The sequence below is a fragment of the Coralliovum pocilloporae genome, assembly GCF_030845175.1.
GTDB lineage: Bacteria > Pseudomonadota > Alphaproteobacteria > Rhizobiales > Cohaesibacteraceae > Coralliovum > Coralliovum pocilloporae.
This window is the reverse complement of sequence record NZ_CP132542.1, coordinates 3,422,689-3,445,919: the sequence shown is the minus strand read 5'-3', so window position 1 is coordinate 3,445,919 and position 23,231 is coordinate 3,422,689. Positions and strand designations below refer to the sequence as shown.

General features: G+C 54.3%; 23 protein-coding genes. 14 read left to right on the top strand and 9 right to left on the bottom strand.

Translation table 11 applies throughout. From position 1 onward, the window contains the following. Positions 1 to 68 precede the first annotated feature (68 nt). The 4 genes from secG to kdsA all read left to right on the top strand — a co-directional run bounded on the left by secG (position 69) and on the right by kdsA (position 4,102). A complete protein-coding gene (secG, locus tag RA157_RS15595; RefSeq protein ID WP_350334044.1) occupies positions 69 to 479 on the top strand; it encodes a preprotein translocase subunit SecG in 411 nt (136 codons plus the stop codon). Between the two features lie 119 nt (positions 480 to 598). Then, positions 599 to 2,227: a CTP synthase gene (pyrG, locus tag RA157_RS15590; RefSeq protein ID WP_350334043.1), complete on the top strand. Its 1,629-nt coding sequence runs from the start codon at positions 599 to 601 to the stop codon at positions 2,225 to 2,227. 11 nt (positions 2,228 to 2,238) lie between these two features. Further along, positions 2,239 to 3,114 (top strand): VOC family protein, encoded by an 876-nt coding sequence (locus RA157_RS15585; RefSeq protein WP_350334042.1) that lies wholly within the window; start codon positions 2,239 to 2,241, stop codon positions 3,112 to 3,114. A gap of 139 nt (positions 3,115 to 3,253) precedes the next feature. Then, positions 3,254 to 4,102, top strand: a complete 849-nt coding sequence (kdsA, locus tag RA157_RS15580) for a 3-deoxy-8-phosphooctulonate synthase (protein WP_434058450.1) — start codon at positions 3,254 to 3,256, stop codon at positions 4,100 to 4,102. Between the two features lie 36 nt (positions 4,103 to 4,138). Here the strand turns inward: kdsA and RA157_RS15575 are convergent, their stop codons facing one another. The 3 genes from RA157_RS15575 to queF all read right to left on the bottom strand — a co-directional run bounded on the left by RA157_RS15575 (position 4,139) and on the right by queF (position 7,100). Next, a complete protein-coding gene (locus tag RA157_RS15575; protein WP_350334041.1) occupies positions 4,139 to 5,497 on the bottom strand; it encodes a VWA domain-containing protein in 1,359 nt (452 codons plus the stop codon). Positions 5,498 to 5,658: 161 nt separating this feature from the next. After that, a complete protein-coding gene (locus RA157_RS15570; RefSeq protein ID WP_350334040.1) occupies positions 5,659 to 6,648 on the bottom strand; it encodes a DUF1835 domain-containing protein in 990 nt (329 codons plus the stop codon). Between the two features lie 5 nt (positions 6,649 to 6,653). Then, positions 6,654 to 7,100: a preQ(1) synthase gene (queF, locus tag RA157_RS15565; protein WP_350334039.1), complete on the bottom strand. Its 447-nt coding sequence runs from the start codon at positions 7,098 to 7,100 to the stop codon at positions 6,654 to 6,656. Between the two features lie 154 nt (positions 7,101 to 7,254). On the opposite strand from queF, the gene RA157_RS15560 reads away from it, so the two are divergent. Further along, complete coding sequence (locus RA157_RS15560) at positions 7,255 to 8,388, top strand: NAD(P)/FAD-dependent oxidoreductase (protein WP_350334038.1); 1,134 nt, start codon at positions 7,255 to 7,257, stop codon at positions 8,386 to 8,388. Here RA157_RS15560 and RA157_RS15555 read toward each other — a convergent pair. Continuing rightward, a complete protein-coding gene (locus RA157_RS15555; RefSeq protein ID WP_350334037.1) occupies positions 8,376 to 8,816 on the bottom strand; it encodes a GFA family protein in 441 nt (146 codons plus the stop codon). The genes RA157_RS15560 and RA157_RS15555 overlap by 13 nt on opposite strands. Positions 8,817 to 9,056: 240 nt before the next feature. On the opposite strand from RA157_RS15555, the gene eno reads away from it, so the two are divergent. The 5 genes from eno to RA157_RS15530 all read left to right on the top strand — a co-directional run bounded on the left by eno (position 9,057) and on the right by RA157_RS15530 (position 15,016). Then, the gene (eno, locus tag RA157_RS15550; RefSeq protein WP_350334036.1) at positions 9,057 to 10,331 is read left to right on the top strand and encodes a phosphopyruvate hydratase; all 1,275 of its coding nucleotides are present in this window, start codon (positions 9,057 to 9,059) and stop codon (positions 10,329 to 10,331) included. A 384-nt stretch (positions 10,332 to 10,715) separates the two neighbouring features. After that, positions 10,716 to 11,030, top strand: a complete 315-nt coding sequence (locus RA157_RS15545; RefSeq protein ID WP_350334035.1) for an FtsB family cell division protein — start codon at positions 10,716 to 10,718, stop codon at positions 11,028 to 11,030. 190 nt (positions 11,031 to 11,220) lie between these two features. Next, positions 11,221 to 12,261: a pyruvate dehydrogenase (acetyl-transferring) E1 component subunit alpha gene (pdhA, locus tag RA157_RS15540; protein ID WP_350334034.1), complete on the top strand. Its 1,041-nt coding sequence runs from the start codon at positions 11,221 to 11,223 to the stop codon at positions 12,259 to 12,261. Positions 12,262 to 12,278: 17 nt separating this feature from the next. Beyond that, positions 12,279 to 13,658 carry a pyruvate dehydrogenase complex E1 component subunit beta gene (locus RA157_RS15535; RefSeq protein ID WP_350334033.1) on the top strand — a complete coding sequence of 460 codons (1,380 nt, stop codon included), beginning with the start codon at positions 12,279 to 12,281 and terminating at the stop codon, positions 13,656 to 13,658. Positions 13,659 to 13,675: 17 nt separating this feature from the next. Next, positions 13,676 to 15,016 (top strand): pyruvate dehydrogenase complex dihydrolipoamide acetyltransferase, encoded by a 1,341-nt coding sequence (locus tag RA157_RS15530; protein WP_350334032.1) that lies wholly within the window; start codon positions 13,676 to 13,678, stop codon positions 15,014 to 15,016. Here the strand turns inward: RA157_RS15530 and RA157_RS15525 are convergent. Beyond that, entirely contained in the window at positions 15,013 to 16,221 is a 1,209-nt protein-coding gene (locus RA157_RS15525) for an MFS transporter (protein ID WP_350334031.1), read from the bottom strand. The genes RA157_RS15530 and RA157_RS15525 overlap by 4 nt on opposite strands. A 91-nt stretch (positions 16,222 to 16,312) precedes the next feature. Here RA157_RS15525 and lpdA point away from each other — a divergent pair, with 91 nt between their 5' ends. The 4 genes from lpdA (at position 16,313) to RA157_RS15505 (ending at position 19,511) form a co-directional block, all read left to right on the top strand. Next, positions 16,313 to 17,707 (top strand): dihydrolipoyl dehydrogenase, encoded by a 1,395-nt coding sequence (gene lpdA / locus RA157_RS15520; RefSeq protein ID WP_350334030.1) that lies wholly within the window; start codon positions 16,313 to 16,315, stop codon positions 17,705 to 17,707. A 39-nt stretch (positions 17,708 to 17,746) separates the two neighbouring features. Continuing rightward, positions 17,747 to 17,986 (top strand): GlsB/YeaQ/YmgE family stress response membrane protein, encoded by a 240-nt coding sequence (locus RA157_RS15515; RefSeq protein WP_350334029.1) that lies wholly within the window; start codon positions 17,747 to 17,749, stop codon positions 17,984 to 17,986. Between the two features lie 105 nt (positions 17,987 to 18,091). Continuing rightward, entirely contained in the window at positions 18,092 to 19,051 is a 960-nt protein-coding gene (lipA, locus tag RA157_RS15510; RefSeq protein ID WP_350334028.1) for a lipoyl synthase, read from the top strand. A 13-nt stretch (positions 19,052 to 19,064) separates the two neighbouring features. Next, positions 19,065 to 19,511, top strand: coding sequence for a type II toxin-antitoxin system RatA family toxin (locus tag RA157_RS15505; RefSeq protein WP_350334027.1), 447 nt, complete (start codon positions 19,065 to 19,067; stop codon positions 19,509 to 19,511). Between the two features lie 78 nt (positions 19,512 to 19,589). Here RA157_RS15505 and RA157_RS15500 read toward each other — a convergent pair whose 3' ends face one another. The 4 genes from RA157_RS15500 to RA157_RS15485 all read right to left on the bottom strand — a co-directional run bounded on the left by RA157_RS15500 (position 19,590) and on the right by RA157_RS15485 (position 23,156). Next, on the bottom strand, positions 19,590 to 20,216 hold the full coding sequence (locus RA157_RS15500; RefSeq protein WP_350334026.1) for a class I SAM-dependent methyltransferase: 627 nt from the start codon (positions 20,214 to 20,216) through the stop codon (positions 19,590 to 19,592). Between the two features lie 149 nt (positions 20,217 to 20,365). Further along, positions 20,366 to 20,863, bottom strand: coding sequence for a CinA family protein (locus RA157_RS15495; RefSeq protein ID WP_350334025.1), 498 nt, complete (start codon positions 20,861 to 20,863; stop codon positions 20,366 to 20,368). Between the two features lie 95 nt (positions 20,864 to 20,958). Next, positions 20,959 to 22,284 carry a 30S ribosomal protein S12 methylthiotransferase RimO gene (gene rimO / locus RA157_RS15490; protein ID WP_350334024.1) on the bottom strand — a complete coding sequence of 442 codons (1,326 nt, stop codon included), beginning with the start codon at positions 22,282 to 22,284 and terminating at the stop codon, positions 20,959 to 20,961. A gap of 116 nt (positions 22,285 to 22,400) precedes the next feature. Further along, positions 22,401 to 23,156, bottom strand: coding sequence for a DeoR/GlpR family DNA-binding transcription regulator (locus tag RA157_RS15485; RefSeq protein WP_350334023.1), 756 nt, complete (start codon positions 23,154 to 23,156; stop codon positions 22,401 to 22,403). Between the last annotated feature and the right edge of the window lie 75 nt (positions 23,157 to 23,231).

Here is a 23,231-nt window from a genome sequence, read left to right as displayed (position 1 = left end):
CGCCTCAGATCTCATATGACAGGTATGGCGCGTTTTGTCTGCGCCAACCCAAAGGATGACCAAATCCCATGGAAGGCATTTTTGAAACAGCTCTGATTGTGATCCACCTGCTTGTGGTTCTGGCGCTGATTGCCATGGTACTGCTTCAGCGGTCTGAAGGCGGTGCGCTCGGCATGGGCGGCGGCGGTGGCGGCGGTGGTTTCATGACCAATCGCGGAGCAACTAATGTTCTGACCCGGACAACGGCTATTCTGGCGACCGTATTCTTTGCCACGTCAATCACCCTGACCATTCTGGCTCGTGTTGATAATCCACCGTCCTCCATTCTGGATAATGTGGAACAACAGCAGACCAATGATGGCGCGGCTGGTGGCACGAACACGGATGGTTCGTCCGGTTCCGGTAACGGTATTCTCGATGTCCTGCGTCAGCAGAGCGGCGAGACCACGTCAGGGCCGCAGATTCCTGCGGCTGAATAACGTGGATTGAGTTTTGATTCCGGCCGGTTGATGAATTTGTCGACCGGCCGGTTTCTTTTGCGTGGAAACATGCATTCACCCTTTTGCGAATCAACAAGAACACGGTACTCTGCACGCCCATGGCGCGGTATATTTTCATCACCGGCGGTGTGGTTTCGTCGCTAGGCAAAGGGCTTGCGTCTGCGGCCCTTGGAGCGGCACTTCAGGCACGTGGCTATTCCGTCAGGCTACGTAAACTCGATCCCTATCTCAACGTTGATCCGGGCACGATGTCGCCCTATCAGCATGGGGAATGTTTTGTCACCGACGATGGTGCCGAAACGGACCTTGATCTGGGGCATTATGAGCGGTTTACAGGGCGCCCCTGTAACAAGCGTGACAACATCACGACCGGTCGCATCTATCAGGACATTCTGACAAAGGAACGCCGCGGAGATTATCTCGGCGGAACTGTTCAGGTGATTCCGCATGTGACCGACGAGATCAAGAACTTCGTGCTGGATGGCAACGATGAGTATGATTTCGTCCTGTGTGAGATTGGTGGCACGGTTGGTGATATTGAGGCCTTGCCGTTCTTTGAGGCAATCCGTCAGCTGGGCAATGAGCTGCCCCGTGGTCATGCGATCTATATTCATCTGACCCTGATGCCTTACATTCCGAGCGCGGGTGAGCTGAAGACGAAGCCGACACAGCACTCTGTGAAGGAGTTGCGGTCCATTGGTATCGCTCCGGATATTCTTCTGGTCCGTTGCGACCGACCGATTCCGGAAGGCGAGCGCCGCAAGCTGTCGCTGTTCTGTAATGTTCGGGAAAGCGCTGTCATCCAGGCCCTCGATGTGAAAACCATCTATGAGGTGCCTCTGGCCTATCATCATGAGGGGCTGGACAATGAAGTGCTCAATGCATTCGGCATTGAAGACCGTAATGAGCCTGACCTGAGCCAGTGGGAACAGATCGTCGAGACGATCAAGAACCCGGAAGGCGAAGTCACCATTGCTGTGGTTGGCAAATATACGAGCCTGCTGGATGCCTATAAGTCCCTGATTGAAGCTCTGACCCATGGTGGCATTGCCAATCGGGTCAAGGTCAATCTGGAATGGATCGAATCGGAAGTTTTCGAACAGGAAGATCCGACACCTTACCTGTCGCATGTGCATGGCATCCTGGTGCCGGGCGGATTTGGTGAGCGTGGGGCTGCCGGCAAGATCGAAGCGGTCCGGTTCGCTCGTGAGCGGAATGTTCCGTATTTTGGTATCTGCTTCGGCATGCAGATGGCGGTTGTTGAAGCGGCACGCAATCTGGCCGGTATCGAAAAGGCCAGCTCGACAGAGTTCGGCCCGACAGAAGAGCCGATTGTTGGCCTGATGACCGAGTGGGTTCAGGGCAATGAGCGACAGGTTCGTCTGGCCGATGGTGACATGGGCGGCACAATGCGCCTGGGCGCCTATCCGGCGAGCCTTTCTGCCGGGTCCCGGATTGCGGATGTCTACGGATCCACATCAATCTCCGAGCGGCATCGCCACCGGTATGAGGTGAATGCGTCCTATCGTGACCGGCTGGAAGAGGCCGGGATGCGTTTTGCGGGAACATCGCCGGACGGTTTCCTGCCGGAAACCGTAGAATATCCGGATCATCCCTGGTTCATTGGTGTGCAGTATCACCCGGAGCTGAAATCGCGTCCGTTTGAGCCGCATCCTCTGTTCAGCTCGTTCATCGCTGCGGCTGTTGAACAAAGCCGTCTGGTATAGGGCTTTTTGCGATGCTTGATGTGCGTGGTCTCGATCATGTGGTTCTCGCTGTTCAGGATCTCGACCGGGCTGCCGAGCGCTATGAGGCGCTTGGCTTTTCGGTAACGCCGCGCGGTGAGCATCCCTGGGGGACCGCCAACCGGCTTGTTCAGCTGGACGGATTTTTCTTTGAAATCCTGACGGCTGACCGGCCGAACCTTATTGCGGACGGTGCCGGGAAGACGTTCAGTTTTGGTGGGTTCAACCGCGATGTGCTGGCCCGGTATGAGGGCGGTTCCATGCTGGTTGTTGAAAGTCGTGACGCGGCGAAAGACCGCTCAGATTTCGAAACACTGGCACTGGATGTTTGTGAACCCTTTGGCTTTGAGCGCGAGGCCGTTGGTCCGGATGGATCTGTGCGCAAGGTTGCCTTTGATCTGACCTTTGTCAGGGACGCATTGTCGCCTGATATGATGTTCTTCACCTGCCATAATCTTTATCCGGAAAACTTCTGGAAGTCCGATTATCAGACGCATGCCAATGGTGCGTGTTCTGTCACGGGTGTTGTGCTGACGGCTGCGGAACCCGCCAGTCACCACGAGTTTCTGGGCGGCTTTTCCGGCCAGCGTGAAATGCGAGCCACCAGCCTCGGGCTTGAACTTGAGACCCCTCGGGGGCAGATTGCAGCGGTTACCCCAAGTGCAGCGCAGGTGTTGTATGGGCTTCAATCGCATGAGCAGACGGGTGAGGGGCTGTTTTTGCAGGCTATCCGGGTCGGTGTTCGCGATTTGGCCGCACTTTGCTCTATTGTAGAGAAGTCGGGAATCGGATTTTCCGAGTTCCGTGACACGCTTGTTATTCAACCTGCCGATCTGTTCGGTACAGGGCTGATTTTTGAACAGGTCTGAATTCCTGCACCTGTTTCATGCCTTTAGAGCACCAGACCTTTAACTTGAATTGGGTGCGGTGCTTTAAGAGTTTATTTTTGCGCGAGCTTTTATCTGAAAAGTCTGTCAACTTTTCAGAAGCACGCTGTAGAGAGGTTTCATGTCTGATATGCTCGTACCTGCATCGTCCATCACTCTGGGATCGGTGACCTTCTCCAACAAGGCTCCCATTTCGGTCATCGCCGGGCCATGCGCCATGGAAAGCCGTGATCACGCCATGGAGATGGCCAGCGCGTTGAAAGAGATGGCCGATGATCTGGGTATTGGTCTTGTCTACAAATCGTCTTTTGACAAGGCTAACCGGTCGAGTGTGTCCTCCGGGCGTGGCATTGGTCTTGAAAAGGCGCTGTCTGTCTTTTCTGAAGTCAAGACGACATTTGGCCTGCCGGTGCTGACAGATGTGCATGAACCGCATCAATGTGCGCCGGTGGCAGAGATTGTCGATGTGCTTCAGATCCCGGCCTTTCTCTGTCGTCAGACGGACCTTCTGGTTGCGGCAGCCCAGTCCGGTGCTGTGGTCAATGTGAAGAAGGGACAGTTCCTGGCGCCATGGGATATGGCGCATGCGGTCAACAAGGTCACTGCATCGGGCAATGACAGAGTGATGCTGACAGAGCGCGGTAGCAGTTTTGGCTACAATACGCTGGTCTCTGACATGCGCGGCCTGCCGGTTATGGCAGAGACCGGTGCTCCGGTGATTTTTGATGCGACCCATTCTGTGCAGCAGCCAGGTGGTAAAGGTGCGACCAGCGGTGGCCAGCGTGAGTTCGTTCCGGTTCTAGCTCGAGCAGCGGTAGCTGTTGGTGTTGCAGGTCTTTTTATCGAGACCCATCAGGACCCGAATACAGCGCCATCTGACGGACCCAATATGGTGCCGCTGAATGAGTTCAAGAGCTTGCTCAAGACCCTTATGGCCTTTGATAAAATAGCAAAAACCGGACTGGAATAATCCTGCCCGGTTTGTTGCACTACAGCCTGATCACACCTAGTTCGTCAGGCGAAGCTCTGTGATGTTCTTTCCAATCGTTTCAAACGTCTTCTTCAAGTTGGCGATTGATGGATTGAAATAGTGATCCGTTACAGTTGTTGCGCAGCGCTTCAGCTGATTCAGAAGAGTGCTGTTACTCACTGAATATCCAATTGTAAATATCTCCACGCCATCAGTTTTGGTCAGACTGCAGACGGAGTCGAAAAACTGACCGGCTTTTCCTGTTGAATAGCCGTGATCTCCTCTGTCATGTCTGGTACTGCCATGATAGATCGCGCCGTCGGTCATGAGGACGATGATCTTTTTTGCATCATTGCGGTTCTGCGGGTACTGACCACTTTCAAGAAACCGGCCTCTCCAGGTCTGACTGGTAAATCTCCGGGCCCATGACATGGCAATGTCTGTTGCAGTTCGCTTTTCTGTCTGCAGGTTGCGGACATAGTTCACCAGGCGTGATTTGCTGTTGGAAAAGGCCAGAATTGCATGCTGTGAGCGTGTCAGACATTGTGCATCTGCTTGTGTCCGTCTTGCGCCATGACGCCTGGTACTGCTTGACCCACCTGAATCGAGATAGTCTCGACGCATGCCGCCGATGCCGCTGTAAAGTGTCATCTGCCGGGCGGAAACCCTGCTTATATTCGTTTGGCCATTATATTTTTCCAGCTTGGATCCCATGACCTGGAAGCACCCATTGAAGGATGCGTTGGGATTGTGATCAGGATGCAACCAGCTACCATAACCCGCTGGAAACCGAACATTGCCCGAATAGGGAATGACTGTAATACGAATATTATCCGCCGTTGATTTTTCGCCGAAGATGATATTCATGAAATCGGCGGCAGCCGTACGCAAGTTTTTAATTTTCGTGCCCGACATGGAACCTGATACGTCGAGTACGAGAACGATTTCAATATTGTCTTCGTTCACTTCACTGCGGGAAAAGACAGAAAAATCTACGGACTGCAGGGAAAGTAGGCCAGAGAAGACAGTCTTGACCTCGGCATGAACGGTAACACCGGCAGCTCTGGTATCGATTGTATTAGTAATCTCCAGATCACTGGTCCGGTTGAAGCGCAGGTTCATGTCTTCTGAATAATAGCGCTGGTTTGAATCGAACACCCGACTGGCTTCGTTCCGCGCTTCGGACTCGCTGATCAGCAACCCCCGTGTCGAAGCAATTGCCATGGCATCGGCCAGATCCTGAATGGTGTTTCGCGTTGTTGCAAGGCGGGTATAATCAATAGCAGCACCAACACTGATAATAAGCATCAATGATATCGGCGCGAACATGATAACGACCGCGCCGCGCTCATCGTGGCGAAACCGTTTGAATAGGCTTTTGAGCGTGAAAGACATGGTAGAGACCGATCTCTTGTCATAGATACGGCTTAGTTTAAGGATGCGATCTTAATATCTGGCTATCGGATTGAATAAAATTGTATCTATATGCTGTTGGAAGCTGGCAATAACGCTCATGTGATAGTACCGCCAACTCCTCTGATTTTGTATGTTGCTGATCAATGACTGAGCGGTGGTGCGACCAGACGTTCGTTCTCATCATCCCAGCGCCAGCAGGGCAGGCCTTTCAGATGATGGCCGCCAATCCACCTGTCTATACCGTTCAGACCGATAATATCGAGCTTGCCATTGAGGGCATCTTTGCCTGTCTGCGTCAGTTCGAGATTGCTGGTAATGAAGGCCTTCCGCCTTTCACCGTCATCCATAACAGCGCTTGAGAAGGGTTCCGAGAGGCCCTGGACAAGCGGGAAGGCACAGTGCTGCATGGAAGACAGAATGGTGTAGAAGGATAGATCTCCCATAAAAGCCGCTTCTTCCATATTCAGCGCTCTGGCGAACAGCATGCCGGTGCGGCTTATCCCGCGATCAATGGAATAAAGGATTTGCCGCTCGGTTCGTGAGAGACCTTCAGGGCCGGGATATTCCTGCAGCAGACGCTTGAGCGCGGGCCGGAGGAACATCAGATCTGTGATCTCATCCGCGCGCATGGTTTCGATGGCCTGCGGGTTGGATGAACGTACTGCAAGCCATGCCTTCTGTGCCGACACCAGAGCCGCAGGGGCTACCGGAACCCGCAGGCTTAGGAGGTCGCCGATTGTCTCTGCGGTCTTCATGGAGAGAAATGTGGGGGACTGGACCAGGTAAGTCTTGTTGATTGCGTTGAGATCCGCAAGCACTGTCAGGCACTCAATGAGCTGCAGCTGGTCATAGAGGTCGTGCTCGAACCACAGTTCAATGCGCTCAAAGGCCTCGTGATTCTCGAGGATGGCATGACGGTCTTCGAAGTCCTTCAGAATCTCATCCCGTGCCCCGCCAAACTGGCTGGCAAGGTAATCCGCTCGGACAGCCCAGAAATCCGGTCCTTGCTTGTCCTGCGGCAGCGGGCCTTCGTGGAGGACATCGCGCCACGGAAGAACAGTGTCGGCCAGCTTTGCCTCTTCCAGCAGGCTGGCAGCGGAGTCGCCATTGGTGATAATCAGGACTGACATGATGTTTATCCCCGGCCACGATAGGGAACGACACCCTGATCAGGAATCCAGACGCCATCTGGCTGCTGACCGGTTTGCCAGAAGACATCAATCGGGATGCCGCCACGCGGATACCAGTATCCACCGATCCGCAGCCACCGCGGCGACAGCGTTTCCACAAGACGCTTGCCGATCATTACCGTGCAGTCTTCATGAAAAGCACCATGATTGCGGAAGGATTGCATGAAGAGTTTCAGGGCTTTGGATTCAACCAGCCATTCGTCAGGGATGTAATCAATGACGATATGGGCGAAATCGGGCTGCCCCGTCACTGGGCAGATCGAAGTGAATTCCGGGCAGACGAAACGGGTCACGTAATCTGTATCTGTGTGCGGATTGGGCACGCGATCCAGAATGGCCTCTTCAGGCGTTTGAGGAACCTCGGCGGCTTGTCCCAGAAGTTTTGTATCCATGGAGATTTGTCTTTTTCACAGGTTGATCAGATTGCCGCTAATTTAGGCAGCAGATCCACTCTGTACCAGTTCTTTTTCACACCGGTTAATGCAGACGTGTTTTCGACATGCGGTTCCTGTAGGTTTCATCTGTCATGAACGAGAAAAAGAGCTGATGATGGCCGATTACGAGTTCGATTCTGTTGTGATTGGTGCTGGCGTTGTGGGGCTTGCGGTGGCGCGGGCTCTGGCGCTCTCGGGCCATTCTGTTCTTGTTCTGGAACAGCACGATATGGTCGGCATGGAGACGAGTTCCCGAAACTCTGAGGTCATTCATGCCGGGATCTATTATCCGGCAGGATCGCTCAAGACCGAACTTTGCCAGCGCGGCAAGCATTTGCTCTATGACTATTGCCGCAATTTCCATGTTCCTCATCAACGTATCGGCAAATGGATTGTTGCAACAAATCCGTCCGAAGAGGACACACTCTCCGGCATTGTGTCCGATGCGCGGAATAAAGGCGTTGAAGATCTCTACTTCCTTTCCGCCCGGGAGAGGCAAGAGGAGCAGGCCCTGTTCTCTGTAGCGGCTGTCTGTTCTCCGTCGACAGGTATTGTTGATTCCCATGCACTGATGACATCCTTTGTTGGCGAAATAGAGGATGCAGGCGGTTTCATAGCCTTCCGCTCCTCAGTTAATGGAGGGGACTGGCAGCGAGGGGAACTATCCGTCAGTCTTGAAGACGGCCAGGACCAATATCGGCTCCGGACACGGCTTGTCGTCAATGCAGCCGGTCTCTTTTCTGCCCGCGTCTCTACAATGCTGGGAGCCGATCCGGATCAGATTGAAGAGTTTCGGTTCGCCAAGGGGTGCTATTGTTCTTATTCCGGCAAAACGCCGTTCTCCCGTCTGATCTATCCAATTCCGGAACCGGGTGGCCTGGGGGTGCATTTTACCCTTGATATGGCTGGCAGTGGCAGGTTTGGCCCTGATGTGGACTGGCTCTTGCCCGAGACTGAACCGGATCAATTGGATTACTCCGTCTCCAGTGAACTTGCCGCACGGTTTACAGGGCGTGTTCGTTCATATTTCCCTGATCTTGAGCCGGACAATCTTGTCCCGTCTTACGCCGGTATACGGCCAAAGGTTATGCGTGGCGGAGATTTTGTCATCAATGTCTCGGATGGTGTGGAGGGCGTGCGCTATGTGGGGCTGCACGGTATAGAATCACCGGGCCTCACATCCTGTCTGGCAATCGCTGAGAGAGTTCAGGCCTTGTTGGATGGAACGGTGGTTCAATCCGGCTGATTGTCGGCACTGTTATCAGCGTCCTGAATCTCGGCTTTGGTATAATCCGGTCCGACACAGGTTGGCAGTCCATCTGCCAGCTTGAGCCAGGGCAATTTCTCCTCATGTGAAACATGCAGGCTTGGCTCGAATCGTTCAGGTCTCTCCATCGCAGCCACATAGAAATGCATGGTGTCAGACATCTTGAGCGATCTGAACGAGATAGGGGTGCCGCATTCGGCACAGAACCGCCTCTCGACGCCAGGAGACGATCTGTAGACCTTGGCCGGTTCTGAAATCCAGCGCCAGTTTTTGTCCAGAACGCCGATATATGTGGTCATTGGGGCTGAGCATTGGCGCCTGCAGCTCTCGCAATGGCAATTGACGCAGGCCTCTACCGGCTCATCCACTTCAAATCGGATTGCTCCACACAAACAGTGACCCTGCATCTGACCCTCCCTGAGATCAATCGGCATTTATTCTGCATGATTGGTAGAGCTTTGGCCAAAACAGACTTTGAAGCAATGTCTGTTGCCGGCGTAAGTGTTTTGCTGACAGGACGGTTTCGCCCTTTTGTTGCATTACCGTCATTTTGGGGATGTATCTGTCTCTTTCATTCTCGGTTTCGTTCGGTTAGAAGCGAGGGAATTCGAAATGCTAGGCCCTGCGATTTGCAAAGAGGACATCAGATGACCGCCATTGTTGACATCACCGCCCGTGAAATTCTGGACAGTCGGGGTAATCCGACCGTTGAAGTTGATGTCATCCTGGAGGATGGGTCTTTTGGTCGTGCGGCTGTGCCGTCCGGCGCGTCTACCGGTGCTCATGAGGCGGTCGAGTTGCGTGATGGCGGCGAACGTTATCTGGGCAAGGGTGTTCTGAAGGCTGTTGATGCCGTGAATGATGAGATTTTCTCGGCAATCAGCGGCATGGATGCAGAAGACCAGATTCATATCGATGAAGCGCTCATCCAGCTCGATGGAACTGACAACAAAGGCCGTCTCGGTGCAAATGCCATCCTCGGTGTTTCTCTTGCAGTTGCCAAAGCGGCGGCCCAGGCATCCGGCCTGCCACTCTACCGTTATGTGGGTGGCGCCTATGCCCGGACGCTGCCGGTGCCGATGATGAACATCATCAATGGTGGTGAGCATGCGGACAACCCGATTGATGTTCAGGAATTCATGATCATGCCGGTCGGTGCTGAATCAATTTCCGAGGCTGTTCGTATGGGGTCGGAAATCTTTCACACGCTGAAGAAAGCGTTGAATGCGGCTGGCCATAACACCAATGTTGGTGATGAAGGCGGTTTTGCACCGAATATCGCTTCAACCCGCGCCGCACTTGATTTCATTATGGAATCTGTTTCCGCTGCCGGTTACACGCCGGGCGATGATGTCTGTCTTGCCCTTGATGTGGCATCGACGGAATTCTTCAAGGACGGTCAGTATAATCTGTCAGGCGAGGGTAAGGTTCTCTCATCTGAGGAAATGGCCGACTATCTTGCTGCACTGGTGGATGATTATCCGATCATCTCGATTGAAGATGGCATGGCGGAAGACGACTGGGATGGCTGGAAGGCCCTGACGGAAAAAGTCGGTGACCGTTGCCAGTTGGTCGGTGATGATCTGTTTGTCACCAATTCCGAGCGCCTGGGGCAGGGCATCGCCCAGGGTGTGGCCAACTCTATACTTGTGAAAGTGAACCAGATCGGATCACTCAGCGAGACACTTGATGCGGTTGAGATGGCGCATAAGGCCAGCTACACCGCTGTTATGTCTCACCGTTCCGGTGAAACGGAAGATTCCACAATTGCTGATCTGGCTGTTGCCACCAATTGCGGACAGATCAAGACAGGCTCTCTTGCACGGTCTGACCGGTTGGCCAAATACAATCAGCTCATTCGGATTGAAGAAGAGCTCGGCCCTCAGGCGGTCTATGCTGGGCGGAGCATTCTCAAGCGCTGATTGATCCGTCCGGCCTTCACAGTTGGCCGGAGGATAGACGATTGATTGCTTTCGGGGTCAGAGCGATATGCTCTGACCCCGTTTCTGTTCCTCATGGCCCTGTTGTCAGGGTGCTGTCTCTAGAATGAACATCAGCAATGAGTTTTGATCCTGGTCTGAGGTCAGTACACATCCGCAGCTCATTCCAGATCTTTTCGCATCAAAAAGTCTGAATTTATGAATGTGAAATCCGGGTGTGAATTGGCACACTTTTCTTGCAGAACTTGATCACACCCGCCTGCTTGCAAACCTCTTCTTAACCTTAGCGCCGTAGTCATAAGAGTGTGGCGGGTGTGTAGTGAGTACCGTCACAATTCGCCGAATTGTGTTGGAGTACGGCTTGTTATGAGTACGCGGCAGAGAAAGCGCCGGGTTGTTGCGAAACTGTATGTTCCGCTTCTATGCGTACTCTGTCTTTCCTATTTTGCTTTTCATGCTCTCAATGGTGACTACGGTGTTTATGCGAAGAAGCGTATGGCCGTTAGGATTGCGTCTCTTGAGGCAGAACTTGCTGCTCTGCAGTCAGAGAAGCTGCGAATCGAACATCGCGTGTCTCTGCTCAAGCCGGAAAGCCTGGACCGGGATTTGATTGATGAGCTTGCCCGGCGTAATCTGAATTATGTGCACGTCAATGATATTGTTGTGCTGCCGCACGAATAACGACCAGAGATTCTATAAATCACCCTGAATTAAGTTAATTATATAAATTAGCTTGATTTAAGTTTATTTTCAAAAATTGTTCTAAAACATACGTCTATAGCCTTTTTTCTCAGTGAGATACGGCTTGGCAGTCTCCGCGTCTTCCTTTAGGTTAACTGCATCGCGATCAGGAAACGCTCGGAGTGCCCATATGGCTGCCACACAATCCCGAACACCCAAACGATCCACTGCTTCCAAGTCCCGCTCTTCCAAAACAACGTCCAAAACGCCTGAGTTCAATCAGGAAGAAGATATGCGCGCTTATCGCGACATGCTTCTGATCCGGCGTTTTGAGGAAAAGGCGGGGCAGTTGTATGGCATGGGTTACATCGGCGGCTTCTGCCACCTCTATATCGGTCAGGAAGCTGTTGTTGTCGGCATGCAGATGGCCTCCATTGAAGGGGACCAGGTTATTACCGGTTACCGTGACCATGGACATATGCTCGTCTGCGGTATGGACCCGAAAGGTGTGATGGCTGAGTTGACCGGGCGTGCCGGTGGCCTCTCAAAAGGCAAGGGCGGTTCGATGCACATGTTCAGCGTCGAAAAGCACTTCTACGGTGGCCACGGTATTGTGGGTGCCCAGGTGTCTCTTGGCACAGGCCTTGGCTTTGCCAACAAATATCGCGGCAATAACAATGTCAGCCTGACCTATTTCGGTGACGGTGCGTCCAACCAGGGACAGGTTTACGAGAGCTTCAATATGGCGAAGCTCTGGCACCTGCCGGTCATCTACGTCATTGAGAACAATAAATACGGCATGGGCACGTCAGTTGAGCGTCACTCCTCAACAACAGACCTTTCCCAGCGCGGTGCCTCCTTTGGAATCCCGGGTGAGCAGGTCGACGGGATGGATGTGCGCGCCGTCAAGGATGCAGCAGACCGGGCCATGGCACACTGCCGGGCCGGTGATGGTCCTTATATTCTTGAGATGATCACTTATCGCTATCGCGGTCACTCCATGTCCGACCCGGCGAAATACCGGTCCAAGGATGAAGTGCAGAAAATGCGCAACGAGCATGACCCGATTGAGCAGGTCCGTCAGCGCATGCTGGACAAGAAATGGGTGACGGAAGACGATCTGAAAGCCATCGACAAGGAAGTGCGCCAGGTCGTTTCTGAAGCCGCAGAATTTGCCCAGACAGATCCCGAGCCGGATGTATCCGAGCTCTGGACTGATATTACCCGCTGATTGGAAGGAGTGCTTCGATGCCAATTGAAATTTTGATGCCAGCGCTCTCTCCGACCATGGAAGAGGGCAATCTCGCCAAGTGGCTCGTGAAAGAGGGGGATGAAGTCTCCTCAGGTGATGTGATCGCCGAGATCGAAACCGACAAGGCAACCATGGAAGTGGAAGCCGTTGATGAAGGCACCATCGGCAAGATCCTGATTGATGCGGGTACGGAAGCCGTAAAGGTGAACACCGCAATTGCTATCCTGCTTGAAGACGGTGAAGACGCTTCTGCGATGGATGCAGCTCCTGCTCAGCCTGCCGCTGCTCCTGAAGCGGCTGCGGCACCGGTCGAGGCTCCTGCTGCTGCTCCGGTCCCTGCGGCTCCTGTGGCCGCACCTGTGGAAGCAGACCCTGAAGTTCCGGCAGGCACGGAAATGGTGTCGACGACAGTGCGTGAAGCGCTGCGCGATGCCATGGCTGAAGAGATGCGCCGGGATGGCGATGTCTTCGTCATGGGTGAGGAAGTTGCTGAATATCAGGGTGCTTACAAGATCACCCAGGGCCTTCTGGACGAGTTTGGCGAGCGTCGGGTGATTGATACACCAATCACCGAGCATGGCTTTGCCGGTCTTGGTGCCGGTGCCGCATTTACCGGCCTGCGTCCGATTGTTGAGTTCATGACATTCAACTTCGCCATGCAGGCGATTGACCACATCATCAACTCCGCTGCCAAGACGCTTTATATGTCCGGCGGTCAGGTTGGCTGTCCGATTGTCTTCCGCGGTGCCAATGGTGCGGCTGCGCGTGTTGCGGCCCAGCACAGCCAGGACTATTCAGCCTGGTACAGCGCTGTTCCGGGTCTGACGGTTATTCAGCCCTGGTCTGCAGCAGATGCCAAAGGCCTGCTGAAGTCAGCGATCCGCAGCCCGAACCCGGTGGTCTTCCTTGAGAACGAAATTCTCTACGGTCAGAGCTTTGATGTTCCGGCTCTGGATGACTTCACGGTGCCGATTGGCAAGGCCAAGGTTGTTCGCCCGGGCAATGATGTGACCATTGTCTCATTCGGCATTGGCATGACCTATGCCACCCAGGCTGCAGAAGAACTGGCAGGTATGGGTATTGAGGCCGAGGTCATCGATCTTCGAACCCTGCGTCCGCTGGATATGGAGACAGTGACCCGCTCTGTTATCAAGACCGGTCGCTGCGTGACGGTGGAAGAGGGGTGGCCACAGTGCTCGATTTCCTCTGAAATCGGCATGCGCCTGATGGAAGAAGCATTTGACTATCTGGATGCGCCTGTTGTGCGCGTCACCGGCAAGGATGTGCCGATGCCTTATGCGGCCAATCTGGAAAAGCTGGCCCTGCCAAATGTGGGTGAGGTCATCGACGCTGTCAAAGCTGTGACATACGCCTGAGCATTGGGGGAAGAAAGATGCCAATCAATATTCTGATGCCGGCCCTGTCACCAACGATGGAATCCGGAAATCTGGCCAAATGGCTTGTCAAAGAAGGCGATGAAGTCTCCTCCGGCGATGTGCTTTGCGAGATTGAGACTGATAAGGCGACCATGGAAGTGGAAGCCGTCGATGAAGGTGTCATCGGCAAGATCCTGGTGGCAGACGGAACAGCGGATGTTGCCGTCAACACCACGATTGCCCTTCTGCTTGAAGATGGCGAAGACGCGTCTGCTCTTGACGGGGCTGCGGCTCCGGCTCCTGCAGCACCCGCGGCTGCTCCGGCTGCTGAAGCTCCAGCACTTGCTGTGGCCGCTGCACCTGCAGCAGCTCAACCTGCGCCAGCAGCGCCCGCAGCATCCGGTGGTGAACGCATTTTTGCGTCTCCGCTGGCCCGTCGTCTTGCCGGGCTGAATGGCCTTGACCTGTCTCTTCTGTCAGGAACAGGACCGCGTGGCCGCATCGTCAAACGCGATATCGAAAACGCGCTTGAGACTGGTGTCGGAAAAGCCGGTTCGAAAGCCGAAGCCGCTCCTGCAGCGGCACCTGCTGCTGCGGCGGCCCCAGCTCCAGCCGGACCGTCCGATGATAAGGTCAAGGCCTTGTTTGAAGAGGGCAGTTATGAGGCTGTGCCGCATGATGGCATGCGGAAGACCATCGCCAAGCGTCTGACGGAAGCCAAGCAGACCGTGCCGCACTTCTATCTGACTGTCGAGTGTGAGCTTGATGCGCTTCTGGCTCTTCGCATGCAGCTGAATGATGCTGCTCCGAAGGACAAGGACGGCAAGCCAGCTTACAAGATTTCTGTCAATGACATGGTGATCAAGGCGCATGCGCTTGCCTTGCGGGATGTCCCGGATGCGAATGCAAGCTGGACAGATGGCGAAATGCTGATCCACAAACATGCCGATATCGGTGTGGCAGTGTCTATTCCCGGCGGCCTGATTACGCCAATCATTCGCAAGGCGGAGCAGAAGACGCTCTCTACGATTGCCAATGAAATGAAGGATCTGGCAGGCCGTGCCCGCGACAGAAAACTTCAGCCGCAGGAATATCAGGGTGGCACGTCGGCTGTGTCCAATCTGGGCATGTTTGGGGTCAAAGAGTTTTCGGCGGTGATCAACCCGCCGCATGCAACCATTCTCGCGGTGGGTGCCGGTGAACAGCGGGCTGTTGTCAAAGACGGTGCTCTGGCAGCGGCAACAGTGATGAGCGTGACGCTTTCCACTGACCATCGTGCGGTTGACGGTGCGCTCGGAGCCCAGGTTCTCCAGGCCTTCAAGGCCTATATCGAAAACCCGATGGGAATGCTGGTCTAGCGTTTCCCATTGGCAAGCTGTGTTGCCTCCGGTCTCAGCCGGAGGCGATACATGGCATAAACGCCAAGGAAGGGGCCGATTGCCAGAGGGGCAAAGGCCCATTGCCAACCGACAAGAGATACCCAATGGGGCATGCCTTGCACAGTGATGAGCGTCAGAGCGAACCCGGTAGCGGTTTGCACGGTCAGCATGGTGCCGATTGTATCCGGTTGAGCCAGCTCAGAAACGCTGGTGGAGAACTGGGCGCTGTCGGCGATCACACTGATGCCCCATATGCCGATAATCAGGACCATCAGCCAGACCGGGCCACCGAATGTAAAGCCGATCAGCAGGGCACAGAGACCGCTGATGGTCATCGCCAGCATGGTCAGCATTGTTCTGCCGATCCGGTCCGCAATCCAACCTCCGTAGACCGCTCCGACAGTTCCTATGGCAACAGCGAAGAAGGCTCCAATCTTGCCAGCACCGTACGGATCGCCGAGGCCGGATGCTTCAAAGCTGGCAATCAGAAAGACGCCGATCCAGCCCCACATGGCATAGAGTTCCCACATATGGCCGAAATAGCCGAAATTGGCGAGGCGGGTCGGCTTATGGCGCCAGGCACGAAGAATGGTCTGCGGGTTGAAACGGGCAGCACGCTTGAGGCCGGGGCCGGGCTGAACCCAGTTGATAATAACGGCACCGGATACGGCAAAGGCCGAAGCTGCAAGCAGCACGACGCGCCAGTCGAGACCACCGAAGAAAGCAAACAGATGTGGCATGGCGGAGCCGAGTGTCAGAGCGCCCACAAGGGTGCCGACCAGGAGACCCGCATCCGACTTGTTCGACCAGCTCACAGCCAGCTTCATTCCGACAGGATACGTGCCTGCCATAATGGCACCGGTCATGAAGCGCAGCGTTATGGAGCTCCACGAGCCGGGTTCCACCAGAAGGAATGCGGCATTGGCGCTGGCACCTACGAGCGCCGAAATCATGAAAAAGCGACGCGGGTCCATTCTGTCTGCAAGCCCGGCAATGGCGCTGATAAGACTGCCGACGACAAAGCCGACCTGTACGGCAGAGGTCAGCAGGGCCATCCGGTCCGGCGAAATCGCAAATTCCCGCTGCAGGTCCGGAGCGACCGCGGAGGCGGAAAACCACAGAGAGACAACAGCCACCTGGGCGACGCACAGGAGTACAAGGGCTTTTGTTTTATCGAGCATCATGAAACTTCAATGGGGTGGAGCGCACGCGCTTCATAAAGGATCGAGGCAACCTGCCACGCACTGCACGGTCTAGCAAGACAAAGGAATGAAAATGGCGGATACAGCATTTGATGTCATCATCATCGGTTCGGGACCGGGCGGTTATGTGACGGCCATTCGCTCTGCGCAACTGGGCTTTAAGACAGCGATCATCGAGAAGAATGAGCTTGGTGGCATCTGCCTCAACTGGGGTTGTATTCCGACAAAGGCTCTTTTGCGTTCTGCAGAGATCTACCATTATATGCAGCATGCCGGTGATTATGGCCTCTCTGTCGACAAGGTGAGTTTTGATCTGAAGGCTGTTGTAGAGCGCTCCCGTGGCGTATCCAAGCGCCTGAATAATGGCGTCGGTTTCCTGCTGAAGAAAAATAAAGTCACTGTGATCAAGGGCGAAGCGACCTTGACCGCGCCTGGCAAGATCAAGGTTGCCGGAGAGAATGCCGGTGACTACACCGCCAAGCACACGATTGTTGCGACAGGTGCCCGTCCTCGTGCATTGCCGGGCCTCGAGCCGGATGGAAAACTGGTCTGGACCTATTTCGAGGCACTCGTCCCTGACGCGATGCCGAAATCTCTCCTGGTCGTTGGGTCCGGTGCAATCGGTATCGAGTTTGCCAGCTTCTACAATGCGCTTGGAGCGGATGTGACCGTGGTTGAGGTTATGGACCAGGTGATGCCGGTGGAAGATCCCGAGATTGCCAAGATAGCTGAAAAGCAGTTCAAGAAGCTGGGACTGACCATCAAGACCAAATCCAAGGTAACGGCTTTGAAAAAAGGCGCGAACAATGTGACTGCCAGCATTGAAGATGCGAAAGGCAAGGTGACGGAAGTCACCGTTGATCGCGTTATTTCCGCTGTCGGTGTGGTTGGAAATGTCGAGAATATCGGCCTTGAGACACTTGGGGTGAAAACCGATCGCGGCTGCATTGTCACAGATGGCTATGGTCGGACCAATGTACCCGGCCTCTACGCGATTGGTGATGTGGCTGGCCCGCCGATGCTGGCTCACAAGGCCGAGCATGAGGGTGTCATCTGCATCGAGAAAATTGCGGGGCTCAATGCGCACCCAATGGACAAGGAACAGATCCCGGGCTGCACCTACTGTCACCCGCAGGTCGCGTCCGTTGGTCTGACGGAAAAGGCTGCGAAGGAACGCGGCATTGAGGTTCGTGTCGGTCGCTTCCCGTTCTCAGGTAACGGCAAGGCAATTGCCCTTGGAGAGCCGGAAGGTCTTATCAAGACCGTGTTCAACGCCAAGACCGGGCAGCTGATCGGTGCTCACATGATTGGCGCTGAAGTGACCGAGCTTATACAGGGGTTTGTGGTGGCCATGGGGCTTGAAACCACTGAAGAAGAGCTGATGCATACGGTGTTCCCGCATCCGACCCTGTCTGAAATGATGCACGAAAGTGTTTTGGATGCCTATGATAGAGTGATACATACGTAATTTGTACAGGGGGTACGTACAAATTACAGGAGACACGCTATGGGATTCATAGCCTGGATCGTGATCGGCATTCTTGCCGGGTACATTGCGGAAAAGGTTACGAAGTCGGATCACGGACTTCTCACCAACCTGGTTGTGGGACTGGTGGGGGCTTTTGTTGGCGGATTTATCGCCAGCAGGCTGGGCCTTCATCTGGTTGGTGGATTTATTGACCAGCTGATTGTTGCCAGTGGTGGTGCAATATTGGTCCTTGTGGTCTATCGCGCCGTAAAGAAGTAAGAGTGAAAGGCAGTGCCGGGCATTGTCTTTCTTTGACCAAAGCCGGATTTGCCGCCTTTATGCGCGTGGCAATATCCTGTGCGGATCCTTGATGGAGTTTGCCTGATGGTTACGATTGTCGACACGGTTTCCGGGGAGCAGAAGCGCCCGCGTCATCCGGAAAAGGCTCACCGGCCTGACAATCCCATCCAGCGTAAACCGGCCTGGATCAGGGTCAAGGCTCCAGGGTCTCAGGTGTTTAAGGAAACGACCAAGATTGTTCGCAACAACAATCTTGTAACGGTATGTGAAGAGGCTGGCTGTCCGAATATTGGAGAATGCTGGTCGAAGAAGCATGCGAGTTTCATGATTCTGGGTGATACCTGCACCCGTGCCTGCGCCTTCTGCAACGTGCGGACTGGTATGCCTGGGCCGGTTGACCAGAACGAGCCTGAAGGAATTGCGGAGGCCGTCGCGTCCATGGGCCTACAGCATGTGGTGATCACGTCTGTTGACCGTGATGATCTGGATGATGGCGGTGCAACGCATTTTGCCAATGTGATCCGTGCCATCCGCAACAAGTCGCCGGAAACAACCATTGAAGTTCTGACGCCTGATTTCCTCCGCAAGGAGGGGGCGCTCGAGATCGTTGTTGATGCCAAACCGGATGTCTTCAACCACAATCTTGAGACGGTTCCATCGAACTATCTGACAGTGCGCCCTGGTGCGCGCTATTTCCATTCCATTCGCCTGTTGCAGCGGGTGAAGGAGCTGGATCCGGATATGTTCACCAAGTCGGGCATCATGGTCGGTCTTGGTGAAGAGCGGAACGAAATTCTTCAGCTGATGGATGATCTGAGAACCGCGAACGTGGATTTCCTTACGGTTGGCCAATATCTGCAGCCGACCCGTAAACACCATGCGGTTATCCGTTTTGTGCCGCCGGAAGAATTCAAATCCCTCGAAACCATTGCTTATGCAAAGGGTTTCCTGCTGGTTTCTGCAAGCCCTCTGACACGATCATCTCACCATGCCGGAGATGATTTCAAGAAGCTTCAGGCCGCGCGAGCCACGAAGGTCTCCTGAGGTTAAGAGCCCAATGCCGAAGTTTCAGTCGCGTAAGCTGGTGCGTCATACGCCGGACGAGATGTTTCGTTTGGTTGCGGATGTCGAACGCTATCCGGAATTTGTACCACTGTGCGATCGCTTGCAGGTACGCGGCCGCAAGGTGCAGGATGATGGACGGGAAATTCTGATTGCCAACATGACCGTGGCTTACAAGCTGGTGCGGGAAACGTTTACATCAAAAGTAACGCTTGATCCGGCGCAAAAGCTGATCGTAGCCGAGTATCTGGACGGGCCGTTTGAACATCTGGAAAACCGCTGGACCTTTCTCGAAACCGAGGGCGGCTGCCACGTGGATTTCTACATTGACTATGAATTTCGCAGCAAAGCTCTGGGTATTCTTATGGGCGCCATGTTCGACAAGGCGTTCCGCAAATTCTCCGATGCATTTGAGCAACGGGCCGGGCTGGTTTACGGCTGATATCGGAGCTCTTCATATTACCGTGCTTTGCTCCGAAAGCAGTGGGATTTCTGAGGCAGGTGCGTTGCAGCGAGTGGGCTAACCTGACTTTCGTATGAGAACCTGATGAAGCAGCGTATTCTTGCCCTCGAAACACTTGTCTGACCAACTGTCTTGGTTGATGATTATCCCATCTACAGTAGTTTCTATGATATCCTTCAGCTCATTCCATTCGAAATAGGAATAGAATCGACCAAAGGAATCCCGACTCTCACCTGTCCCACCTTTGACAGAAATGAACAATACTCCGCCTGGAATGACACTGTCAGAAACTCTTTTCAGAAGCTTTGGAAAATTTGCACGGGGCGAGTGATATAACGACCAACATGCCCATAATCCGTGGAACGTCGCATGGTATTTGAAATCTTCAAATGTCATGACGTTGACTGACACGCCATAATTTCGGTTTGCTTCCAACGCCAGCCCCGCTGATCCGTCAACCGCCGTCACCTGAAAACCATGTTCTATGAGTTTAGCAGAGGCCCATCCGTTGCCGCATCCAAGGTCGCAAACAGCACTTCCTTCTGGCAAGTGCTCCATGAACTGGTTGAGCGCTTCCTCATCTTTCTTGTGAGGCTGTCGTTCTGCATAAGCTGATGCATCAGAGTCATAGAATTCCAGAGTTTGTGCATCAGTTTCATTCATTCCGGATAAGCCTGGAGCCATCTAGTCCCACCTGAATTATAGGTTGGTCATATCGATGTTTCAATTCTCCGCAGCACAATCAGCTTTTGTGTTGAGACAACCGATCTCACATAGGTGCGAACAACTTGGGTTTCGTGCGAAGTCGCAGCATGAGGCCTGAATGCACTAACTTAATCTGTTTTTAGCTGCTCAAACAGCATTTCGAGGCCGGTCAGAACGGTTGCCTCTCTGATGCCTGCGCGGCCCAGATCACCATAGCGCATTTCCCGGTGTAGTAATGGTCCGTTGCGATTGGCTGTTGCAAGATGGACGAGGCCAACGGGCTTCCCGTCTGTTTCCCCGCCTGGACCTGCAATACCTGTTACGGCCACAGACAGATCTGCATTGCTGGATGACAGGGCGCCTTCCGCCATGGCTTTGGAGACGGGGGCGCTGACGGCTCCGTGTTCCAGCAGAACAGCGGTGCGAACACCCAGCATTTCGATCTTGGCTTCATTGGAATAGGTGACGAAGCCTCGCTCAAAGACAGAAGATGAGCCGGGGATATCAGTCAGCCGTGCTGCGATCATGCCACCTGTGCAGCTTTCGGCGGTCGCAATGCGCAGGCCTTTCTCTTTCGCCAGCTCGATAATCTGCCTTAAAAGCCCGTCAGTCGATTGTGCAGCCATCACGACCTCCATATCCGCTGTGTCTCAGGATGTTGTGAGGGTAGCGCGCCTGCACACGTTCTCACATGAGGCAAATCAACTCGGGCTCCGCGATGTCAGTCGACCGATTTGATGGTGCCGACAAAGTCGTACTCATCTGCATGGGTGATCGTTGCTGTGACGATGTCGCCGGGTTTGACGGCTTCATCACCGGACAGATGGATCATGCCGTCAATTTCCGGTGCATCCCATTCTGTGCGGCCAACCGGGCCATGTTCATCAACTTCGTCGATGATGGCTTTTACATCACGGCCGATCTTCTTCTGCAGGATGTCTGCGCTGATTTCCTGCTGTACCTGCATGAAGCGGTGCCAGCGGTCCTCTTTCACGTCGTCTGGCACTTCGTCCGCAATGCCATTCGATTTGGCCCCATCCACCGGCTCGTACTGGAAGCAGCCGACACGCTCAAGACGGGCTTCCCGCAGCCAGTCGAGAAGAAACTCGAAATCCTCATCGGTCTCACCAGGGAAGCCGACGATGAAGGTGGAGCGAATGGCCAGATCCGGGCAGATGCCACGCCATGCGTTAATCCGGTCGAGAGTTTTGATTTGATGGGCCGGGCGGCGCATGTTCTTGAGCACTGCAGGGGATGCATGCTGGAACGGGATATCCAGATAGGGCAGAACCTTGCGCTCGGCCATCAGGGGAATGACTTCATCCACATGAGGATAAGGATAAACATAGTGAAGGCGCACCCAGGCCCCCAGTTCGCCCAGTTCTGTGCAGAGATCCAGGAACTTGGAGCGGACGGAGCGGTCTTTCCAAGGGCTCTCGGCATATTTCATGTCGAGCCCGTAGGCGCTGGTGTCCTGTGAAATGACCAGCAGTTCCTTCACACCTGCATTGACCAGTCGCTCTGCTTCCCGCAGCACTTCATTGGCCGGGCGCGATACCAGATCCCCGCGCAATTGCGGGATGATGCAGAAGGTGCAGCGATTGGAACAGCCTTCCGAAATCTTCAGATAGGCGTAATGGCGCGGGGTGAGCTTGATGCCTTCCGGCGGGACCAGATCCGTGAACCGGTCATGTGCCGGGGGGACCGCACGATGAACCGCGTCGATTACGGTTTCATATTGTTGCGGGCCGGAGACGGACAGGACATTGGGGTAGGGCGCGAGAATTTTCTCAGGCTCGGCCCCCATGCAGCCGGTTACAACCACCTTGCCGTTTTCATTCAACGCTTCACCGATAGCACTGAGAGACTCGGCTTGAGCGCTGTCGAGAAATCCGCAGGTATTGACGATCACCACATCGGAGCCCTTGTGCTCCATGGTGATCTCATACCCTTCTGCCCGCAGGTGGGTAATGATCCGCTCTGAGTCCACCAGAGCTTTCGGGCAGCCAAGACTGACATAGGAGACGCGGGGAGCGGAGTTTGACATAAGATATCCGGCTTTTCTCTGAGGATGAACTGGTCCGGGATGGTACTGCCCCGGAGACGACCTGTCTTGCCGCCGGTACTATGGAAAGTCAAGCGCAGGCTTGGGAATTAGGAGACTCAAGTGGCCTTGATAAGTGTCACGTTATGCGTGGCGCACAGCGTCTCGATTCCCTTCGGTACCCCATCTCCGGTCACGAAGGTGTCGATCTCTTCAAGGGCGCAAATCCGTACGGGAGCGGAACGCTCGAACTTGCTTGAATCGGCCACAAGAATGACATTGCGTGCATTCTGGATGATGGCCTGGGAGACTTTGACTTCGCGATAATCGTAGTCCATCAACGTGCCGTCCTGATCGACAGCCGACGCGCTGATAATGGCATAATCGGTTTTGAACTGCCTGATAAAATCAACCGCGGCCTCTCCAACGATGCCACCATCTGACCCGCGAACCAGACCACAGGCGATCATCACTTCCACATGCTCATGCGGACGCATGATATTGGCCACATTGATATTGTTGGTGATGACCATCAGCCGTTCATGCTCCAGCAAAGCCTGACTGACTGCTTCGGTGGTTGTGCCTATATTGATGAAGAGAGATGCTCGCTGAGGGATCAGGTCAGCGACAATGCGGGCGATGGCCTGTTTCTCAGGCGCTGCAATCTGTCCACGCCGAGCATATTCCAGATTTTCCGTGTGTGAGGAGAGAATGGCCCCGCCATGGGTTCTGAACAGGAGCTGTTTGTCGCAGAGTTCATTCAGATCCTTGCGGATTGTCTGAGGGGAAACGTTGAACTGTTCAGCCAGGGCATCAACAAGAACCTGACCCTCGGCCCGGGCCAGATCCAGAATGTGTTGATGTCGTGGAAGCATGCGATTCTCATGTTCTGATAGGCAGGATACGCTCTGACCGGACGATAGACCGATTGGTTTTGAGAGGAAAGCCCC

What these genes read in the sequence shown, in the direction of transcription:
- secG (WP_350334044.1), top strand. Translation starts at nt 69, where the DNA reads ATGGAAGGCATTTTTGAAACAGCTCTGATTGTGATCCACCTGCTTGTG.
- pyrG (WP_350334043.1), top strand. Translation starts at nt 599, where the DNA reads ATGGCGCGGTATATTTTCATCACCGGCGGTGTGGTTTCGTCGCTAGGC.
- RA157_RS15585 (WP_350334042.1), top strand. Translation starts at nt 2,239, where the DNA reads ATGCTTGATGTGCGTGGTCTCGATCATGTGGTTCTCGCTGTTCAGGAT.
- kdsA (WP_434058450.1), top strand. Translation starts at nt 3,254, where the DNA reads ATGTCTGATATGCTCGTACCTGCATCGTCCATCACTCTGGGATCGGTG.
- RA157_RS15575 (WP_350334041.1), bottom strand. Translation starts at nt 5,497, where the DNA reads ATGTCTTTCACGCTCAAAAGCCTATTCAAACGGTTTCGCCACGATGAG.
- RA157_RS15570 (WP_350334040.1), bottom strand. Translation starts at nt 6,648, where the DNA reads ATGTCAGTCCTGATTATCACCAATGGCGACTCCGCTGCCAGCCTGCTG.
- queF (WP_350334039.1), bottom strand. Translation starts at nt 7,100, where the DNA reads ATGGATACAAAACTTCTGGGACAAGCCGCCGAGGTTCCTCAAACGCCT.
- RA157_RS15560 (WP_350334038.1), top strand. Translation starts at nt 7,255, where the DNA reads ATGATGGCCGATTACGAGTTCGATTCTGTTGTGATTGGTGCTGGCGTT.
- RA157_RS15555 (WP_350334037.1), bottom strand. Translation starts at nt 8,816, where the DNA reads ATGCAGGGTCACTGTTTGTGTGGAGCAATCCGATTTGAAGTGGATGAG.
- eno (WP_350334036.1), top strand. Translation starts at nt 9,057, where the DNA reads ATGACCGCCATTGTTGACATCACCGCCCGTGAAATTCTGGACAGTCGG.
- RA157_RS15545 (WP_350334035.1), top strand. Translation starts at nt 10,716, where the DNA reads ATGAGTACGCGGCAGAGAAAGCGCCGGGTTGTTGCGAAACTGTATGTT.
- pdhA (WP_350334034.1), top strand. Translation starts at nt 11,221, where the DNA reads ATGGCTGCCACACAATCCCGAACACCCAAACGATCCACTGCTTCCAAG.
- RA157_RS15535 (WP_350334033.1), top strand. Translation starts at nt 12,279, where the DNA reads ATGCCAATTGAAATTTTGATGCCAGCGCTCTCTCCGACCATGGAAGAG.
- RA157_RS15530 (WP_350334032.1), top strand. Translation starts at nt 13,676, where the DNA reads ATGCCAATCAATATTCTGATGCCGGCCCTGTCACCAACGATGGAATCC.
- RA157_RS15525 (WP_350334031.1), bottom strand. Translation starts at nt 16,221, where the DNA reads ATGATGCTCGATAAAACAAAAGCCCTTGTACTCCTGTGCGTCGCCCAG.
- lpdA (WP_350334030.1), top strand. Translation starts at nt 16,313, where the DNA reads ATGGCGGATACAGCATTTGATGTCATCATCATCGGTTCGGGACCGGGC.
- RA157_RS15515 (WP_350334029.1), top strand. Translation starts at nt 17,747, where the DNA reads ATGGGATTCATAGCCTGGATCGTGATCGGCATTCTTGCCGGGTACATT.
- lipA (WP_350334028.1), top strand. Translation starts at nt 18,092, where the DNA reads ATGGTTACGATTGTCGACACGGTTTCCGGGGAGCAGAAGCGCCCGCGT.
- RA157_RS15505 (WP_350334027.1), top strand. Translation starts at nt 19,065, where the DNA reads ATGCCGAAGTTTCAGTCGCGTAAGCTGGTGCGTCATACGCCGGACGAG.
- RA157_RS15500 (WP_350334026.1), bottom strand. Translation starts at nt 20,216, where the DNA reads ATGGCTCCAGGCTTATCCGGAATGAATGAAACTGATGCACAAACTCTG.
- RA157_RS15495 (WP_350334025.1), bottom strand. Translation starts at nt 20,863, where the DNA reads ATGGCTGCACAATCGACTGACGGGCTTTTAAGGCAGATTATCGAGCTG.
- rimO (WP_350334024.1), bottom strand. Translation starts at nt 22,284, where the DNA reads ATGTCAAACTCCGCTCCCCGCGTCTCCTATGTCAGTCTTGGCTGCCCG.
- RA157_RS15485 (WP_350334023.1), bottom strand. Translation starts at nt 23,156, where the DNA reads ATGCTTCCACGACATCAACACATTCTGGATCTGGCCCGGGCCGAGGGT.